11 protein-coding genes are annotated in these 17,468 nt (G+C 47.3%); 9 read left to right on the forward strand and 2 right to left on the reverse strand.

The genetic code is table 11. The features are described from left to right. Window position 1 precedes the first annotated feature (1 nt). Window positions 2-1,672 carry a DNA repair protein RecN gene (recN, locus tag ICU98_RS07375; protein ID WP_215351832.1) on the forward strand — a complete coding sequence of 557 codons (1,671 nt, stop codon included), beginning with the start codon at window positions 2-4 and terminating at the stop codon, window positions 1,670-1,672. Here the strand turns inward: recN and glnE are convergent. Continuing rightward, window positions 1,658-4,474 (reverse strand): bifunctional [glutamate--ammonia ligase]-adenylyl-L-tyrosine phosphorylase/[glutamate--ammonia-ligase] adenylyltransferase, encoded by a 2,817-nt coding sequence (gene glnE / locus ICU98_RS07380; RefSeq protein WP_215351834.1) that lies wholly within the window; start codon window positions 4,472-4,474, stop codon window positions 1,658-1,660. The genes recN and glnE overlap by 15 nt on opposite strands. A gap of 78 nt (window positions 4,475-4,552) precedes the next feature. On the opposite strand from glnE, the gene ICU98_RS07385 reads away from it, so the two are divergent. The 4 genes from ICU98_RS07385 to ICU98_RS07400 are packed head-to-tail and all read left to right on the forward strand — an operon-like array spanning window position 4,553 to window position 12,157. Continuing rightward, window positions 4,553-8,680: a YhdP family protein gene (locus ICU98_RS07385; protein WP_251365326.1), complete on the forward strand. Its 4,128-nt coding sequence runs from the start codon at window positions 4,553-4,555 to the stop codon at window positions 8,678-8,680. A gap of 16 nt (window positions 8,681-8,696) precedes the next feature. After that, the gene (locus ICU98_RS07390; RefSeq protein WP_215351836.1) at window positions 8,697-9,518 is read left to right on the forward strand and encodes a carbon-nitrogen hydrolase family protein; all 822 of its coding nucleotides are present in this window, start codon (window positions 8,697-8,699) and stop codon (window positions 9,516-9,518) included. A gap of 4 nt (window positions 9,519-9,522) precedes the next feature. Then, complete coding sequence (gene tldD / locus ICU98_RS07395; RefSeq protein WP_251365327.1) at window positions 9,523-11,013, forward strand: metalloprotease TldD; 1,491 nt, start codon at window positions 9,523-9,525, stop codon at window positions 11,011-11,013. Window positions 11,014-11,032: 19 nt separating this feature from the next. Next, entirely contained in the window at window positions 11,033-12,157 is a 1,125-nt protein-coding gene (locus tag ICU98_RS07400; RefSeq protein WP_215351838.1) for a 3-deoxy-7-phosphoheptulonate synthase, read from the forward strand. A 31-nt stretch (window positions 12,158-12,188) separates the two neighbouring features. Here the strand turns inward: ICU98_RS07400 and ICU98_RS07405 are convergent, their stop codons facing one another. After that, window positions 12,189-12,758, reverse strand: coding sequence for a cob(I)yrinic acid a,c-diamide adenosyltransferase (locus ICU98_RS07405; protein ID WP_215351840.1), 570 nt, complete (start codon window positions 12,756-12,758; stop codon window positions 12,189-12,191). Between the two features lie 41 nt (window positions 12,759-12,799). On the opposite strand from ICU98_RS07405, the gene ICU98_RS07410 reads away from it, so the two are divergent. Genes ICU98_RS07410 through ICU98_RS07425 form a run of 4 tightly spaced genes read left to right on the forward strand, consistent with a single transcriptional unit; the run spans window position 12,800 to window position 17,451 of the window. Next, the gene (locus ICU98_RS07410) at window positions 12,800-14,290 is read left to right on the forward strand and encodes an FAD-linked oxidase C-terminal domain-containing protein (RefSeq protein ID WP_215353231.1); all 1,491 of its coding nucleotides are present in this window, start codon (window positions 12,800-12,802) and stop codon (window positions 14,288-14,290) included. Continuing rightward, window positions 14,290-15,444, forward strand: coding sequence for a glycolate oxidase subunit GlcE (glcE, locus tag ICU98_RS07415; protein ID WP_215351842.1), 1,155 nt, complete (start codon window positions 14,290-14,292; stop codon window positions 15,442-15,444). The genes ICU98_RS07410 and glcE overlap by 1 nt, the downstream gene beginning before the upstream one ends. 7 nt (window positions 15,445-15,451) lie before the next feature. After that, a complete protein-coding gene (gene glcF / locus ICU98_RS07420; RefSeq protein ID WP_215351844.1) occupies window positions 15,452-16,729 on the forward strand; it encodes a glycolate oxidase subunit GlcF in 1,278 nt (425 codons plus the stop codon). Beyond that, window positions 16,726-17,451, forward strand: coding sequence for a YggS family pyridoxal phosphate-dependent enzyme (locus ICU98_RS07425; protein WP_215351846.1), 726 nt, complete (start codon window positions 16,726-16,728; stop codon window positions 17,449-17,451). Before glcF ends, ICU98_RS07425 begins: the two co-directional genes overlap by 4 nt. The last annotated feature ends 17 nt before the right edge of the window (window positions 17,452-17,468 follow it).

Consider the following 17,468-nt stretch of genomic DNA (forward strand, 5'->3'; position numbering starts at 1 on the left):
CATGCTTCAAAATCTCGCCCTTCGCGACTTCGTCATTGTTGATCAGTTAGAACTTGATCTCGCCTCAGGGTTTACTGTTCTGACTGGTGAGACAGGCGCAGGTAAATCAATTCTTTTGGATGCGCTTGGCTTAGTTTTAGGTGAACGCGCCGATAGCAGTCAGATTCGAGAAGGTGCTCAACGCGCAGAAATCAGCGCACTCTTTCAGATCGCTGATGAACAGATTACCCAATGCAACCAGTGGCTTGATGAGCAAGGCTTTCCATTAAATGAAGAGGGTCGCACCCTGCTTCTAAAAAGAACGATTGAAAGTAATGGGCGTAGCCGCGCCTTTATCAACGGTAGCATCGCAACCCTTGCACAATTGCGTGAGGCTGGAGATCAGCTAGTCGACATCCATGGTCAACATGCCCACCAACTGTTATTAAAAAGTGGTGCACAGCGTGAACTGCTAGATCGGCATGCCGGTCTTCTGCCACAGGTTCATGAGCTTGGTGAGCTCTACAAACAATGGAGTGACTCTCGCAAACTCTTAAGCCAAGCAGAAAATGCAGGGCAGGATATCGAGCGTGAACGTGAGCGCTTGGAGTGGCAATATGAAGAACTCAAAGCACTTTCTCCGCTAGAAGGCGAATGGGATGCCATTCAAGTAGATCATGCTCGCTTAGCTAATGCAGCCAAAATTATTACGGGCTGCCAAGAAGCTATTGATGGCTTGAGTGAATCTGAAAACTCTGCAGAATCGATTTTGTCTAAGACGAGCCTCAGTATTGGCAGTTTGGCTCAGCATGATCCCGCTCTGGGTGAAATCAGTCAAGCACTGGAGTCTGCTCAAATTCAGATGGATGAAGCAGTTCATGGTCTTAATCGCTATCTACAAAAGATTGACTTAGATCCAGAGCGCCTTAATCAACTGGAAGAGCGCATGCAAGCACTTCATGCTGCCGCCAGAAAATTTCGTACTGACACAAATCAATTACCTCAACTTTTAAGCGAAACTTCTGAGCGATTAGCTGCCCTCAGTGCGTCGCAGAATATTGAAGCACTCCGCATTAGAGTCCAAGAGCACGAAAGCCTATACCTTAAAGCGGCAAAACTGCTTTCCCAAAAGAGGGCAAAAGCTGCCACCGAATTAGCTAAGCTAGTGACTGCAGCCATGCAAAATTTATCGATGGCTGGCGGACAGTTGGAGATTGCTCTCAAGACCTTGGATGAAGGTGCCTCATATGGACTGGAGCAAGTCGAGTTTTTGGTTGCTGGGCACGCAGGCAGCACCCCGCGCCCTCTGGGTAAAGTGGCCTCAGGCGGAGAGTTGGCTCGCATTAGCTTGGCGATTAGCGTAATCACCAGCAAAGCTTCGTTTACACCAACCTTGATATTTGACGAAGTCGATGCTGGTATTGGGGGAGCTGTAGCTGAAACCGTTGGCAAACTACTCAGACAACTTGGTGAATCGCATCAAATTTTATGTGTCACTCACTTGCCGCAGGTGGCCGCTCAAGGTAACCAACATTTCAAAGTCAGCAAATCTCAATCGGGCGATAAGACACTGTCTCAGCTAAATGTCTTAGGTAGAAATGAAAGGGTGGAAGAAATTGCGCGCATGCTTGGTGGCGCAACCATTACCGATACCACCCGCCGGCATGCTCGGGAGCTACTAGAGCAGAGTTGAGCGCTTGAAAACGCTTTCCCAAAGACTGAATACTGCAGACCTCGCCGCGATAAATTCTGGTTCTAAATCAATATCTATTCGCGTTTTTTCAAATCCATCTAGACGCAAGCGGTGCTGTCTAGACCTAAACAGTCGATATGCATTCGAAACTGCTTGGGCAAGCTCTTCACTGATCAGTCCCATCTTCGCAGCAATCCCCAATAAGGCAATATTTCCGAGATTCTGAATAAGTTGTGGATATTGAGATGCATAGGCTAGGATGAAAAATTGAACGGTAAATTCAATATCCACCATGCCGCCAGCATCATGCTTTAAATCAAACTTAGCAGTGGTATTGGGATGGCCAGCATGGACTTTCTGTCGCATCTCTGAGATTTCTTGACGCAGGGCGTCGACATCCCGAACTTGACTCAGCACTTCTGAGCGAACCTTGTCAAAGAATTGACCGACCTGCTCACTACCAGCGCAAGGGCGAGCCCTCGTTAAAGCTTGATGCTCCCATACCCAAGCACTGTTATCGCCCTCACGCAATTGATATCTTTTAAAAGCCTCTGCATTGGTTACCAAGAATCCAGCCGAGCCATTGGGACGAAGACGCGTATCGATCTCAAATAAACTACCTACCGAGGTATATGCCGTCAGCCAATTAATCATGCGCTTAGCTAGGAGCCCATACATTTCTTGGGCTGCATAGTTTTGATCTTCTGCCTCGAATAAAAAGATCAAATCTAAGTCAGAGGCATAACCTAATTCCTTACCGCCTAGCTTGCCGTAGGCAATCACAGCAAAAGGTGGCAGGGTGTCAGGATGTTGATCAAACTTCTTAGCAATACTAGGCCACACACGCTCAAATGCAGTTTGCACAATGAGGTCAGCTAATGCGGATAAATGATCACTAACCTTTTCTACTGGCAGTGCATTTTGCACTCCGATACCCAAATCAGCCAAGAGGGTAATAAATGTTTCAGTATGGTGCGTCACTCGCAAGACATCCATTGCCTGCTCAGTACCGCCCTCATGAGCCATCGCATCATCTAAACGTAAATTGAGATTTGCCTTGACCTCACGCCAGTATTCAACAGGCTCTTGAGTCAGCGCAAGCTCGGCACGTGGATTTAATAAGTGGTCCAACAGGTGTGGGTGACGAGTAAGGTATTTCGCTCCCCACTGAGAAGCTCTGAGTAGGTGCAAAACATTTTGTAGAGCTTGCGGATACTCCGCCAAGATCGCCAGATATGCTGTGCGCCCCGCTACAGCCTCTAGGAGATCAAAAAAACGCAAGAGCACTTCATCCATATTGGGCGATATTGCCGTGTCCAGCTCCAAAAAATCGGCTGCTTTTCGGACCAGCTTTCTGACAATCCATTGACTCTTCTCTGGCAAAACTTTTTGCTTATGACTTTCAGTCCAAACCTGCCAGCGCTTTAAGCTGTTCGGAAAGCTCGTTGCACTAGGTTGCCAATCCAGCTCGTTTAACTCTTGCTCTAGATTTGCGCCCGCATCCAAAATAAATGCTTTCTCAAAGTAGCGAGCCACTGCATTTTGGTGCTCGTCTAAGTGAGCCATGAAGGCATTTGCATTTTCGGGCATGGTTCCTAGATCCATACTCTCAGCCAAACGGATTCTGGAGGATGGATCATCCGGCAGGTAGTGGGTCTGTTGATCCTCCCAAATCTGAATGCGATGCTCTAAACGACGCAGATATACATAAGCCGCACTTAATTGATCGACCTCATCTTTTGGCAAGATGCCTTTTTGAGCGAGCAAACGGAGCACATCCACCGTTGCCCGAGTTCGGAGTTGGGGCTCAGTGCCGCCGCGCATTAACTGAAACATTTGCGCTAAGAACTCAATTTCACGTATACCGCCGCGGCCTAACTTGATATCTCGAGAGCGCCCTTCGTGCTTTAGAGAGCGGCGCTCAGCCTCTTGCTGGATTTGTCTATGAAGCTCACGAATAGCTGAGATAACCCCATAATCCAGATGACGTCGATACACAAATGGCCGAATCAGTTGCTCTAATTCTTTTTCACAATGCGTAAAGATCGTTGATCCTGGTGATGGCGCGACCAATCTGCCTTTGATCCAAGCGTAACGCTCCCACTCACGTCCTTGCACAAGTAAATACTCTTCAAGCATATCCAAGCTGCAGACTAGAGGACCGGAGTCACCATTGGGTCGCAACCGCATATCAACTCTAAATACAAAACCATTGGCATCATGTTCGGCGAGACACTTAATTAAACGTTTACCCATACGGGTAAACCACTCGTGATGAGAAAGGCTTTTAGGTCCGCCTTGAGTCTCCCCTTCATGCTCGTAGAGAAAAATTAAATCGATATCCGAAGAGAGATTAAGCTCACGTCCACCAAGCTTGCCCATGCCTACTACCATTAAGGGCATTTCAAGATTGAGGTCGGTATTCCACGGTAGACCAAACCGCTCCTTTAAATCAGCACGAATGAATTCAATACTGATATTGATAGCTGACTCCGCAAATAGACTGAGGCTATGCGTTACTTCGTCTAGGTCGGCCAGGCCGTTGAGATCCCGAAAGCCAAGCCAAATGATTAAGCGTTGCCTTACTAAGCGCAGCTCGCTCATGAATTGCGCTTCATCGACCTGCTCTTTTTTTAGCAGCTCCTGGCAGGGCTTCAGGAGAGCGAAAATTTTGTCTTCATCCACCTGGGTTGGGCCGACCTCGCCAAGCCATAGCTCCCAATCGGGATGCGCGCTCAGCCAACGACCGGCAAAGGTCGAATGCTTTTTTAAAAAATCCAGTTGGGCTTGAAAATCACGCATTCCCTCATCTTAATCGCTTCATTCCCTCAAGCCAGCAAAGAATGGGCATCTCTAATGGGGTGAAGGATAATAGCCTTTATGCTTCGAAATTTGCTTCCTCCCGGTCTGCTAAACGCCTTTCAAAAATATTGGCAAGGCTCCGGCAATCTTTGGCGTAAACGTCTTTTGATCTTAGTTATCGCTTTGATCATTTTCTTAGGTCTACTCCATGCCGGTGTTCGCTATCTTGTTTGGCCTCGTATCGAGAAATCCAAACCTGCAATCGAACAATTGCTGAGCACTCGCTTAGGCACGAATGTCACTATCGATCATCTTCAGGTTTCTTGGGATGGACTTAGACCTCAATTCTCAATGGAGGGATTGCGCTTTAATGATGCCAAGCACTCATCTGCTCCACTCCAGATTAAAAAAATTCATGGGGAATTAAGCCTAGTCAGCTTTTATTATCTTCAGCCTTATTTCTATAAGCTGCAAATTGAAGATGCACAGATTCAAATCCAGCGCTCTAAAGATGGAACAATCCAAATTGCCGGCATCACCATTAAAGATAGCTCGGATGATTTCTCGACGGGCAATTGGCTATTCGCGCAAGATGATATTCATCTCACCAATACACAGATCAATCTGCAGGATGCTCAAGGCAAAGCACTGAATGCTGATGTTGAATTAGCAGATTTCCATTTAACCAATGGAATACGCAAACATGATGCCCTGATTCAAGCGAAAACCCCCTGGAACAATGGCTCGCTAGAGCTAAGCGCCCACTTCATTCATCGCTTTGGTGGACAAGCTGGAAATTGGCGTGATTGGGCTGGTGAATTTGCGTGGAATTTTTCTGATCTTCAGTTCCAGAAAATGAGCCGTGATTTTGACATGCCATTTAATGTTCTTAGCGGCAACATGAGCTCAAAAGGTCATGTGAGCCTAGATGGCGGCAGGCCAGATGGCGGCCAAATGACCTTAATGGCAGATCAATTTAGATTGCAACTAGCAAAAGAAGATACGCCGATTGAATTTAGTCGACTTGAAACTGAACTCACCCAAGCAAGCGAAGGTCAACTGCTCTCGATCACCACCCAATCCTTTGCATGGCGTGAAATGAGTAGCCCAAGCAACTCGCCACTGCAACACCTGAGCCCCATGACATTTCGGTGGCTTCCTCCTAAGCCAGGTGAAGAAATTAAAGAGTTTGGTTTTAGCTCTCCCAAAATTTTCGTGAAGGATGTGACTCGCTTTGCATTAAACCTTCCGCTTTCCAAGAGAATTCATCAATGGATTGCAATTGCAAAAGCAGATGGTGAGCTGCAGGATCTAGACATGCATTGGTCAGAAAAACAATCTGCCCTTGCCAGCCTACCTATCCCAGGATCGTGGCTCAACTTTAATAAGTTAGATTTCAGCATCAATGCCCGTCTTGTCGATCTCAGCTTTACTGGTATCAACAAAGACATCCCTAGCGTCTCCCATCTCACTGGGCAAGTGGCTGGGGATCAGAAGCAGGGTGTGCTGACCCTAAACTCCCCTATGCTAGAAATTGAACTACAAGATTTCTTACTTGATCCAAAAATCAAACTGGATCAAGCCCAAGGTCAAATCACTTGGAGCAAACAAAGTGGAGGCTGGTTGATTAGCTCAAAAGAATTCAATATTCAGAATGCGGATCTAAAAGCCAAGGCTAACTTTGCCTATCTCATGACCGGACCCAAGCAAGTCGATCATCTCAACTTAGATATTGATTTTCAGGAAGCCAACTTAGTTAATGCTTATCGTTACCTGCCAGTGACAATGTCAACGGATACCAAACTGTATTTAAGTAAAGCTTTTGCAGCAGGCAAGGTTGAGAATGGAAGCCTGCACATCAATGGAGATCCCAATGGAGCTCCATTCCCCCCAGGCAGCACAGGAGAGTTTGCTCTGACCTTCCCCATTAACGGGGTGACATTCAGGCCAGCGCCATTAGTCAGTCCCGAGCAAGGAGTGTGGGGAGACTTTACGAATATTGTTGGAACGATCAGCATGAAACAGTCCGCCTTAAATGTGGATGTTTCGCAAGCCAATCATCAGCAGATCAGTGTAAGCAATATCAATGCACAAATTGCTGATGTAAGCGCCAATCAACTAGTGCTTGCCTTAAATGGCAATGCCAAAGGCCAAGCGCCTCAGATGTTGGATTATCTATTTGCATCGCCTTTTGGCAAAAAACGTCCAGAGTTTGAGAAGAATCTCAAGCTTGCAGGCCCTCTTGACCTGAATCTCAAACTAGAAGTCCCCTTGAGCAATAGTGACGACACAAAAATAGATGCACTTCTCAGTCTCCAAAATAATATGGCGCAGTGGGCCAATATTCCACCGCTTGAACACTTGAATGGCAAAGTACGCATCACTGAAAGCAACCCCGAATTTGAGGATGTCAGCGCTCAATTTTTGGGCGGCTCAATCAAAATGGCGAGCGCACCATCATCAACAGATAAACATAACTTCACTATTACTGGCGATCTCAGCGCAGATTTTATAAAGAACTATTCCTCTGAAATTTCTGAATCGGCAAGAACCTTATTGAATGGCATGAGCGGAATTGCCAAATATGATGGCCTGATCAGTTTCAGCAAGGCAGGTAGCGAAACAAAGCTGAAGCTCAATCTAGACAACTGGGCAAGCAATACTCCGATACCTCTCAAAAAGCAAAGGGGCGCATCCTTACAAGGCGAGTTGCTTTTACAAACCTTTGCTAAAAAAACCAATCCGGATCGGCTCAGCTGGTCTGGAAACTTAGGCAGCCAGCTCTTCACTCAAGGCGTACTAAATCAGAATAATGATTTACGTTATGCGATCGGCATTGGCGGGGTCGCAGCGATGCCCTCACAAGGCTTGAATTTAGGCATTCAAGTCAATGAACTCAATTGCGATACATGGCTGGCATTTTTGTCCGCCAATAGAGCTAAAACACTTCCAAGCAAGAGCCCAACGAGCTTGTCCGATGGCATCCAAATCAACGCTCAAGTCAAAGCATTGACCGCCGCAGACTATGTTTGGCCCAATCTCAGCCTCACTGCAAGCCTCAAAGATAAGGGTTGGAAATTGAATTTGAGCTCTCCCAAAATAACCGGGCAAGTTCTTTACAGTGAGCCATCCTCTGCTCTACCAAGTGGCATGATCAGCGGTCATCTTGATCTTCTGAAATTGATTGATGAGCAAAACCCTAAAGCCGCCTCTAAGGATAAAAAAGTAGCGACACCCAATACCAAGCTTTCGCCAAACTCTATACCCAGCCTAGATCTGACGGTAGATAATTTTGTTTGGGAACGAGCCCAACTTGGTCTAGTCAAAATAAAAAGCCAAACCGCCAAGAATCTGCTCAACCTAGAAAAGCTGCAGGTTATTAATCCACAAGACAATGCGACCATTACCGGCCAATGGAGCATCGACCCTCGAACAGGTCAACAGAAAACATCACTTATTCCAGATCTCCAAATTAAGGATGCCGGTCAAATCATTGCGCACTGGACTCCAGCAAAATCCGTTGAAGGTGGTCAAGGCCAATTGACTGGCAAGCTAGAGTGGATGAGCAATCCCTTCTCACCTGATTTTCAAACTTTGAGCGGACAGCTGAATCTCAAACTAGAAAAGGGGCGCTTGCTCGAGGTTAATTCCAGCGCAGCCCAAATCTTGAATGTGTTGAGCTTACAAAGTCTATTTAAATTCGCCACACTGGACCTGCAAGGCAGCGTCGGAAATCTCGTGAGTAAAGGTACGGCTTTCAACACCATCAATACCACTTTCAATATCCAAAATGGCATTGCCAAGACTGATCAGTTTGTGATGATTCTGGATCAGGCGCGCGTTGCGATGAATGGGCAAATTGATGTCACTAAACAAACACAAGATTTACGGGTGACTATTTTCCCAACGATCGACGCCACTGCGGGCTCACTCGCTCTGTTCGCGATTAACCCAATCGTTGGCCTGAGTGCTTTAGTTGGTCAATACTTAGTAAGCAATCAAATCAATCGCTCAATGCAATCAGACTATCTCATTCAAGGATCATGGAGCGATCCAGAGGTTGTACCACTGAATCAACAAGGACAGCCTTTGGATCAGAAAACTTTGGACACAATTCGTAAAAAAGGTTTGCTGAAAGAACAGAGTAAGCCAAACTCTTCAGGCAATCCCACTCCAGCCCCTGTGGCCGCAAGCCCGGTTGAATGATTTCTCTGTACTCAATATGAATTCATCCAAAATCCAGATTGCTGCCATTCAGATGGTATCGACGCCAGTGCCTCAAGAAAATCTAGAGACGGCAGCTCGACTCATTAAAGCAGCAACAGACGCAGGTGCTCAGGTAGCAGTATTACCGGAATATTTCTGCCTCATGGGTTTGAAAGATACCGACAAGATCCAAGCACAAGAAAAAGCTGGTGTTGGCCCGATTCAGGAAGCGCTCAGCTCATTGGCAAAGGAGCATGCCATTTACCTATTTGCCGGCACTATTCCACTGCAGGCGAGTGAGAACAATAAAGTTCTGAATACCACTCTCGTTTTTGGCCCTACTGGAGAGCAAATTGGGCGCTACGACAAAATTCATTTATTTGGATTCGAGACTTCTACAGAAAGATATGCCGAAGCGGAAACTATCGAGGCCGGAAGGCAGCCAGGCGTGATTGATTTCAGTATTGATGGTGAGCGTTGGCGGTTTGGTCTCAGCATTTGCTACGACTTACGCTTTCCGGAGCTGTATCGCTCCATTGGCCCAGTCGACTGTCACATTATTCCAGCCGCCTTCACCTACACCACCGGAAAAGATCATTGGGAAATCTTACTAAGGGCGCGTGCAATTGAAAACCAATGCTATGTACTTGCCTCAGCCCAAGGTGGTCAGCATCTCAATCAACGACGCACTTGGGGCGATAGTATGCTGATTGATCCCTGGGGTACCGTTCTTGCCCATCTACCCGAGGGGGAAGGCTTTATTTCTGGGATACTGAGCAAAGATAAGTTAAACGAGGTACGCTCTAAGTTACCCGCCCTGAAACATCGCAAGCTTTAATGACATGAACGCACCCGAAGCATTATTTCCTAGCAGTTGGACCCAGGCCAAGAAACAACCTGAATTACTGAAGCTCGCAAAAACGATTTTGCTTGAGCCTACCGGCTTAACTGAGCAAGATCTTCATCGCACTTTCGGCAATATGTTTACGCATCGCCTTGATGATGCCGATCTTTACTTTCAGCACACCCGCAATGAAAGCTGGAGTCTTGAGGAAGGAATTGTGAAGTCCGGAAGTTTCAGTATTGACCAGGGTGTGGGTGTGCGTGCCATCTATGGTGATAAAACAGCCTTCGCCTATTCCGATGAAATGAATCTAGAGGCCCTGAATAAGGCTGCAAAAGCAACTCGTGTCATAGGCCCACAAGGCGGCAAACAAGCACTTGGCAGCAAAATTTTCATTCCCACTTCCAATGAGCTCTACTCCGATCTCAATCCCCTAGACTCCTTACAGCCTCAAGAAAAAATTGCACTGCTCGAAAGCATTGAGCGTCGAGCAAAAGCGCGTGATCCTCGCATCATTCAAGTAATGGCCAGTCTCGCTGGTGAATTCGATGTGATCTTGGTGGTGCGTTCAGATGGTTTACTAGCTGCAGATATCAGGCCACTGGTTCGGATTTCGGTTCATGTCATTGCAGAACAGAATGGCCGACGTGAGTCTGGCTCCTCTGGTGGCGGGGCGCGTCATGACTATTCTTACTTCAATAGCGAGCTGGTAAATCAATATGTCGATGAAGCCGTCGATAGTGCTTTAGTCAATTTAGACTCTAGACCAGCACCAGCAGGTCAAATGACGGTTGTGATGGGCCCAGGATGGCCTGGCGTTTTATTACATGAGGCTGTTGGACATGGCCTTGAAGGAGACTTTAATCGCAAAGGATCCTCTGCTTTTGCAGGGCGCATCGGTGAGCGGGTTGCCGCCAAGGGCGTCACTGTTGTTGATGATGGCACTCTCTCAGGCCGCAGAGGCTCTCTCAATATTGATGACGAAGGTACTCCGACACAATGCACCACGCTCATTGAGGATGGCGTTCTCAAAGGTTACATTCAGGATAGCTTGAATGCCCGCCTCATGAATATGCCCTTAACGGGCAATGGTCGACGTGAGAGTTTTGCATCCTTGCCGATGCCCCGCATGACCAATACTTACATGCTTGCTGGTAAAGATGATCCAGAAGAAATTGTTGCCAGCATCAAACGTGGTCTATATGCCGTCAATTTTGGCGGTGGCCAGGTCGATATCACTAGCGGTAAATTCGTTTTTTCGATCTCAGAGGCCTATTGGGTCGAAAACGGCAAAATCCAGTACCCCGTCAAAGGTGCCACCATTATTGGCAACGGGCCGGAATCACTAAAACAGGTTTCCATGATCGGAAATGATCTAAAACTGGATGGCGGTATCGGGGTTTGTGGCAAGGAAGGCCAGAGCGTTCCGGTAGGGGTTGGCCAACCCACTTTACGCATTGACGGCATGACTGTCGGTGGTACGGCTTAATACGGCTTAAAATAGCCGTATGAGCCAACAAAACACCAACCCCGCTAATTGGTACGCCGCCGTTGACAAAACGTCGGATACCGACGACCAACGCATTCATAACATCACGGTTCTGCCTCCGCCAGAACACTTGATTCGTTTCTTTCCGATTTCGGGCACAGCAACTGAGGCACTAATCAGCAAAACTCGTGTCAAGATTCGGAACATCATTCACGGTAAGGACGATCGTCTCTTAGTCATCATCGGCCCCTGCTCGATTCATGACCCCAGAGCTGCCTTGGAGTATTGCCAGCGTCTTTTAGCTGAACGTGAGCGTTTTGCGGGCGAACTTGAAATCGTCATGCGCGTCTATTTCGAAAAGCCCCGCACTACAGTTGGCTGGAAAGGCTTGATCAACGACCCCTACCTTGATGAGAGCTATCGTATTGAAGAGGGCTTGCGCATTGCGCGTCAAGTGTTGATGGAAATTAATCGTCTTGGTATGCCCGCTGGTAGCGAATTCCTGGATGTGATTTCGCCACAATATATTGCTGATTTAATTTCTTGGGGTGCAATCGGCGCACGCACCACCGAGAGCCAAGTGCATCGCGAACTCGCTTCTGGTTTATCCGCTCCAATTGGCTTTAAGAATGGTACCGATGGCAATATCAAAATTGCTACTGATGCAATCCAAGCAGCAAGTCGTCCACACCACTTCTTATCAGTCCATAAAAATGGTCAAGTCTCCATCGTTGAGACCAAAGGCAATAAGGATTGTCACGTGATTTTACGTGGTGGCAAAGAACCAAACTACGAAGCCCAATATGTTCAAGCTGCCTGCGCTGAGCTCGAAGCAGCCAAGCTTCCAGCCAGTTTGATGGTTGACCTATCCCATGCAAATTCAAGCAAAAAGCATGAGCGTCAGATTATTGTTGCTGAAAATATTGCTGAGCAAATTGAATCGGGTTCAAATCAAATTTTTGGCGTGATGATCGAAAGTCACATTAAAGATGGTGCACAGAAATTTACACCAGGCAAAGATGATCCAAGTCAACTTGAGTATGGCAAGAGTATTACGGATGCCTGCATTAATTGGGAAGACTCGGTAAATGTTTTACAAAGATTGGCGCTTGCAGTCAAGAATCGTCGAAAGCTTAAGAAATAAACCAACGCTTTGTTTAGATCAAGAGACTAATTTATTTAGTCTCTTTTTTTTCGTGCTTCCACAATACATCCTGCCCACCAGCAGCCCGATTTAAAACACGAGCCAAAACAAACAAGAGGTCAGAGAGTCGATTGAGATATTGGCGTGGAGCATCATTGATTTCAACATCCCATCCTAAACGAACCACTGACCGTTCAGCACGACGACATACGGTCCGGCAAATATGTGCTTGTGCAGCTGCCATAGTGCCGCCAGGAAGAATGAATTCTGAAAGGGGCTCTAGGGTAGCGTTGTATTGAGCAAGCCATTCATCCAAACGGCTTACTTGTGTCTCTTTGAGGAGGGTGTAATTTGGAATACAAAGCTCGCCGCCCAAGTCGAACAAGTCATGTTGCACTTGTAGCAATAGATCCTGAAGGGCTTGGGAGACACTGCTTGGTAATGGGATTGCCAACAAAACCCCGATTTCGGAGTTCAGCTCGTCGACATCACCCATGGCGCAGATCCGCAAATGGTCTTTTTCGACCCGGCTGCCGTCGCCCAAACCAGTCATCCCGGCATCACCCGTTCTGGTCGCAATTTTTGAAAGTCGGTTACCCATGAACTCATTATAGGTAAATGGCTAAAATGGCAGTTATGAATATGGTCGCCCCACCCCCTGATCTCGCAATCATTAGCGCTTTACAGACTAAGCTGGTTGCCGCCCTACGCCCAATCCTGCCTGAAGATGGCCTCCTTTGGGAGCCTGAAGACACGATTCCCTATGAATGTGATGGCTTAGCGGCCTATCGCAGGATGCCTCTAGCCGTTGCATTGCCAGAGACTGAGGCTCAAGTTGCCCAAATTCTGAAGATTTGTCATGCCATGAATATCCCTGTTGTTCCTAGGGGGTCAGGCACTGGTCTTTCTGGTGGAGCAATGCCGATTGCCCAAGGCCTAGTCCTCTCTCTAGCTAAGCTCAAAAAGATTGTCAGTATTGACCCTTTTACTCGTACCGCCGTTGTCCAGCCAGGCGTTCGTAATTTAGCAATCTCTGAAGCAGTTGCACATCTCGGCTTATATTACGCGCCCGATCCTTCATCCCAAATTGCCTGCTCAATTGGCGGCAATGTAAATGAGAACTCTGGAGGAGTGCACTGCCTGAAGTACGGCCTAACCCTACACAATGTTCTCCGTGTTCGTGCCGTACTCATGAATGGCGAAATCGTTGAATTTGGTGGACTAGCCCCAGATGCACCAGGATTAGATTTAATGTCGGTGATGATCGGTAGCGAGGGCATGCTCGCAGTGGTAACTGAAGTTACCGTAAAGCTCGTACCTAAGCCCAAACTTGCAAGAGTCATCATGGCGAGCTTTGACGATATTGAAAAAGGTGGCAATGCCGTTGCAGCCATTATTGCCGCAGGGATTATTCCTGCCGGTTTAGAGATGATGGACAAAGCAACTACACGTGCCGTAGAAGAATTTGTTCACGCAGGCTATGACCTCGATGCGGAAGCGATTCTGCTCTGCGAATCCGACGGTACTCCAGAAGAAGTTGCTGAAGAAATTGAGCGCATGACTGAAGTTCTGAAAAAAGCTGGGGCAAGTGGCATTCAGATCTCACGTGATGAAGCTGAACGTTTGAAGTTTTGGAGCGGGAGAAAAAATGCTTTCCCTGCAGCTGGACGTCTCGCAGCTGATTACTACTGTATGGATGGCACTATTCCCCGCCGCCACATCGCTACTCTCTTGAAACGCATTCAGGGAATGGAGAAGAAATATGGCCTTGGTTGCTTAAATGTATTTCATGCGGGCGACGGCAATATGCATCCGCTTATTTTATTTAATGGCGCCGATCAAGACGAATGGCATCGCGCTGAAGACTTTGGTTCTGAAATTTTAGAAGCCTGTGTTGAATTGGGTGGCACGATTACAGGCGAGCACGGCGTTGGTATCGAGAAGATCAATACGATGTGCATTCAGTTTGGTGAAGGTGAACGCGAATCGTTTTGGGGCGTAAAAAATGCCTTTGATCCAGATAAATTACTCAATCCAGATAAAGCGATTCCCACACTCAATCGCTGTGCAGAATATGGTCGTATGCGGATTAGCAAAGGAATCCTCCCTCACCCAGAGTTGGAGCGCTTTTAATGAGTCCTGCAGATTCCCAGCAGCACATTGAGTCTTTTCGTAAACAGATTCTCGAGGCAGCACAATCTAAAACGCCTTTATCCATTGAGGGTGGCGGTACTAAAGCATGGTACGGCAACCCCAATTCATTTTCTAAGCTCAGCACCAAAGCTTATAGCGGCATCCTCGACTATCAACCTGAAGAGCTAGTAATCACCGCTTGTGCCGGTACTCCACTAAAAGAAATTGAAAGAGTCCTGTCTGAGAAAAATCAAATGCTTGCCTTTGAGCCCCCACATTTCGGTGAAGGCGCTACGCTTGGAGGCGTCATCGCGGCAGGCTTAGCTGGTCCAGCTCGTATCAGCGTAGGTAACTTACGTGACTTTGTTTTAGGCGCTCGCATCATGGATGGCAAGGGTCAAGATTTATCTTTCGGCGGCAAAGTGATGAAAAACGTTGCAGGCTATGATGTATCTCGTCTCATGCCGGGATCCTTAGGTACTCTTGCACTCATCCTAGAAGCATCAGTCAAAGTCTTACCAAAACCCGCTGCTAGTACGAGCATTCGCTGTCAAATAACGCAAGCTGCTGCTTTACAAAGCTTGAATGAATCTGCCGGTCAACCTCTACCCCTATCCGCAAGTTGCTGGATTGGTAAAAACCGAGCCGATAGCTTTGGTGAGCTCACTATTCGATTGGCAGGAGCAGAAGCAGCGGTTTATGCCGCAAAAATATCCCTGTGTTCCAGTCTCAATGCGAAAGAGCTGGATGTTAAAGAGGCGGAAGCTTTTTGGAGCAATCTTCGAGAGCAGCAGTTACCAGACTTTACAAGCCTGGCAGCTGATGAAACACTCTATCGCCTCGCCTTGCCTGCAGCCTGTGGTTTGCTTGAACTGAACAATATGTCTGATGACATTATTTTAGAGTGGCATGGTCAAGAGCGTTGGCTAAAAGGTCTAAGTGATGACGCCACTTTTAACGCTCTAAAAAAAATTGCGAGCGCTCATGGTGGACATGCAATGCGTTTTCGTCAGGGCTCGAATGTGAATCCTGCAAATCAACGCTTTACTCAGCTCAGTGAACAAAGTCATTCGCTAGCGCTTGAGCCAATTCAGGCTAGGCTCAGAGCTAGCTTTGACCCTTCCGGTGTTTTTGCCACCCATCGTCTTCCATAAGTAATCAATGCAAACTGAACTCGCCCCCCAATTTCAAAATACCGCTGAAGGTTTAGAAGCCGCCCGAATTTTAGGTAAATGTGTTCATTGTGGATTCTGTACCGCCACCTGTCCTACATATCAACTCCTAGGCGATGAGTTAGATGGGCCGCGCGGACGCATCTATCTGATTAAGCAAATGGCTGAAGGCCAAGCGCCTACCGAAAAAACCCGCCTACATCTAGATCGCTGCCTAACCTGCCGCAACTGTGAAAGCACCTGTCCTAGCGGTGTTCAATACGGCAAACTCATCGATATTGGGCGCCAATGGGCTGAAGACAATACTGCTGCGCGCCCCCTGAAAGATCGTCTCACCCGTTGGGCTCTCAAGGAGGGCTTAACCAGTCCTACCCTGATGAAGACGGCAATGAAATTGGGTCGTCTAGTACGCCCGATTCTGCCGCCTAGTATGAAGCGAAAAATTCCGCACCTCAAGAATAAAGCGCTTCACCCTAATACCAACCCTCACCATCGACCCCAAACAGAGCATGCTCGGAAAATGCTCTTGCTGGAAGGTTGCGTTCAACCCGATATGCTGCCGAATGTGAATTCTGCTACCGCTCGGGTATTGCACGCGCTGAATATTCAACTGATTAGCGCGCCTAAGGCGACCTGCTGTGGCGCTCTGCGTTATCACCTCAATGACCAAGTCGGCGGCTTAAGCGATGCCAAACAAAATATTGATGCCTGGTGGCCTTTAATTGAGTCTGGGGTCGAGGCAATTGTGATGACCGCCTCTGGTTGTGGTGTGATGGTTAAGGATTATGGACACCTCTTAGCTGATGATCCAATATATGCAGCCAAAGCAAAAAGGGTTTCAGAGCTAACGAAAGACATCTCCGAAATCTTGCCTTCACTCCAAAATGAATTACTGGAATTGATTGGTAGCGACCAGAAACCAGGTGTGGTTTATCACCCACCCTGCACCTTGCAACATGGCCAACAAATCCGTGGTCAAGTTGAAAAATTGCTGACCAGTTTAGGTGTGGGAGTACGATTGTGTGCAGATAGCCATTTATGCTGTGGCTCAGCTGGCACCTATTCCATTACACAGCCTGAACTTTCAGAGCAATTACGCAAGCAAAAATTAATGCACCTACAAACAGCATGCGAAGAATCGGATGCTGAGTTGATCGTATCAGGAAATATTGGCTGCATTGCCCATCTACAACAGGATCAAACTCCCGTTGTTCATTGGATAGAATTAGTCGATCAACTCCTGACTCAGCAAGCAGAGAAAAAATGACGCTGATTGCGACCCATCTTGGACAGGTTCGTCGACGGATTCAAGATGCTGCCTTAGCGGTCAAGCGCAATCCCAGTGGTATTACTCTGATGGCGGTCAGCAAAACCTTTCCTGTCCAGGATATTGAGCAAGCCATTGCAGCAGGTCAAATGGTATTTGGGGAAAACTATGTACAGGAAGGGATTGAGAAAATCCAAATCCTCTCAGCCTTGCATCCCAAACTCGAGTGGCATTTTATTGGTCCACTCCAAAGCAATAAAACTAAAGATGTAGCGGCTCATTTTGATTGGGTGCACAGTATTGATCGCCTCAAGATTGCCGAGAGGCTTTCTATTCAACGTGGGGAACTTGCTATTCCCAAGAAGCTGCAGCTTTGTGTACAGGTCAATGTCAGCAATGAAGACTCCAAAAGCGGCATCCCTTTAAAGGAAGCACAAACACTCTGTAGCGCCATCGCCCAATTGCCTCACGTTTCCCTAAGAGGTTTAATGGCTATTCCTGCGCCGACCTCAGATCTCATCATCCAGGGACAAGCTTTTGAGGCGGTAGAAGATTGCTTCAAGCAAATTCAGGCCAAATACTCCAAAGAAGTAGGATTTCAAGAATTTAATACCTTATCAATGGGAATGTCGGATGATATGGAGTCTGCAATAGCCCATGGGAGTACGATTGTCCGAGTGGGTACCGCGATATTTGGTAAGCGAGATAAGATAAGCGCATGACAAACAAAGATCAATTT

It is taken from the genome of Polynucleobacter sp. MWH-P3-07-1 (assembly GCF_018687555.1).
Taxonomy (GTDB): domain Bacteria; phylum Pseudomonadota; class Gammaproteobacteria; order Burkholderiales; family Burkholderiaceae; genus Polynucleobacter.

What these genes read in the sequence shown, in the direction of transcription:
- recN (WP_215351832.1), top strand. Translation starts at nt 2, where the DNA reads ATGCTTCAAAATCTCGCCCTTCGCGACTTCGTCATTGTTGATCAGTTA.
- glnE (WP_215351834.1), bottom strand. Translation starts at nt 4,474, where the DNA reads ATGCGTGATTTTCAAGCCCAACTGGATTTTTTAAAAAAGCATTCGACC.
- ICU98_RS07385 (WP_251365326.1), top strand. Translation starts at nt 4,553, where the DNA reads ATGCTTCGAAATTTGCTTCCTCCCGGTCTGCTAAACGCCTTTCAAAAA.
- ICU98_RS07390 (WP_215351836.1), top strand. Translation starts at nt 8,697, where the DNA reads ATGAATTCATCCAAAATCCAGATTGCTGCCATTCAGATGGTATCGACG.
- tldD (WP_251365327.1), top strand. Translation starts at nt 9,523, where the DNA reads ATGAACGCACCCGAAGCATTATTTCCTAGCAGTTGGACCCAGGCCAAG.
- ICU98_RS07400 (WP_215351838.1), top strand. Translation starts at nt 11,033, where the DNA reads ATGAGCCAACAAAACACCAACCCCGCTAATTGGTACGCCGCCGTTGAC.
- ICU98_RS07405 (WP_215351840.1), bottom strand. Translation starts at nt 12,758, where the DNA reads ATGGGTAACCGACTTTCAAAAATTGCGACCAGAACGGGTGATGCCGGG.
- ICU98_RS07410 (WP_215353231.1), top strand. Translation starts at nt 12,800, where the DNA reads ATGGTCGCCCCACCCCCTGATCTCGCAATCATTAGCGCTTTACAGACT.
- glcE (WP_215351842.1), top strand. Translation starts at nt 14,290, where the DNA reads ATGAGTCCTGCAGATTCCCAGCAGCACATTGAGTCTTTTCGTAAACAG.
- glcF (WP_215351844.1), top strand. Translation starts at nt 15,452, where the DNA reads ATGCAAACTGAACTCGCCCCCCAATTTCAAAATACCGCTGAAGGTTTA.
- ICU98_RS07425 (WP_215351846.1), top strand. Translation starts at nt 16,726, where the DNA reads ATGACGCTGATTGCGACCCATCTTGGACAGGTTCGTCGACGGATTCAA.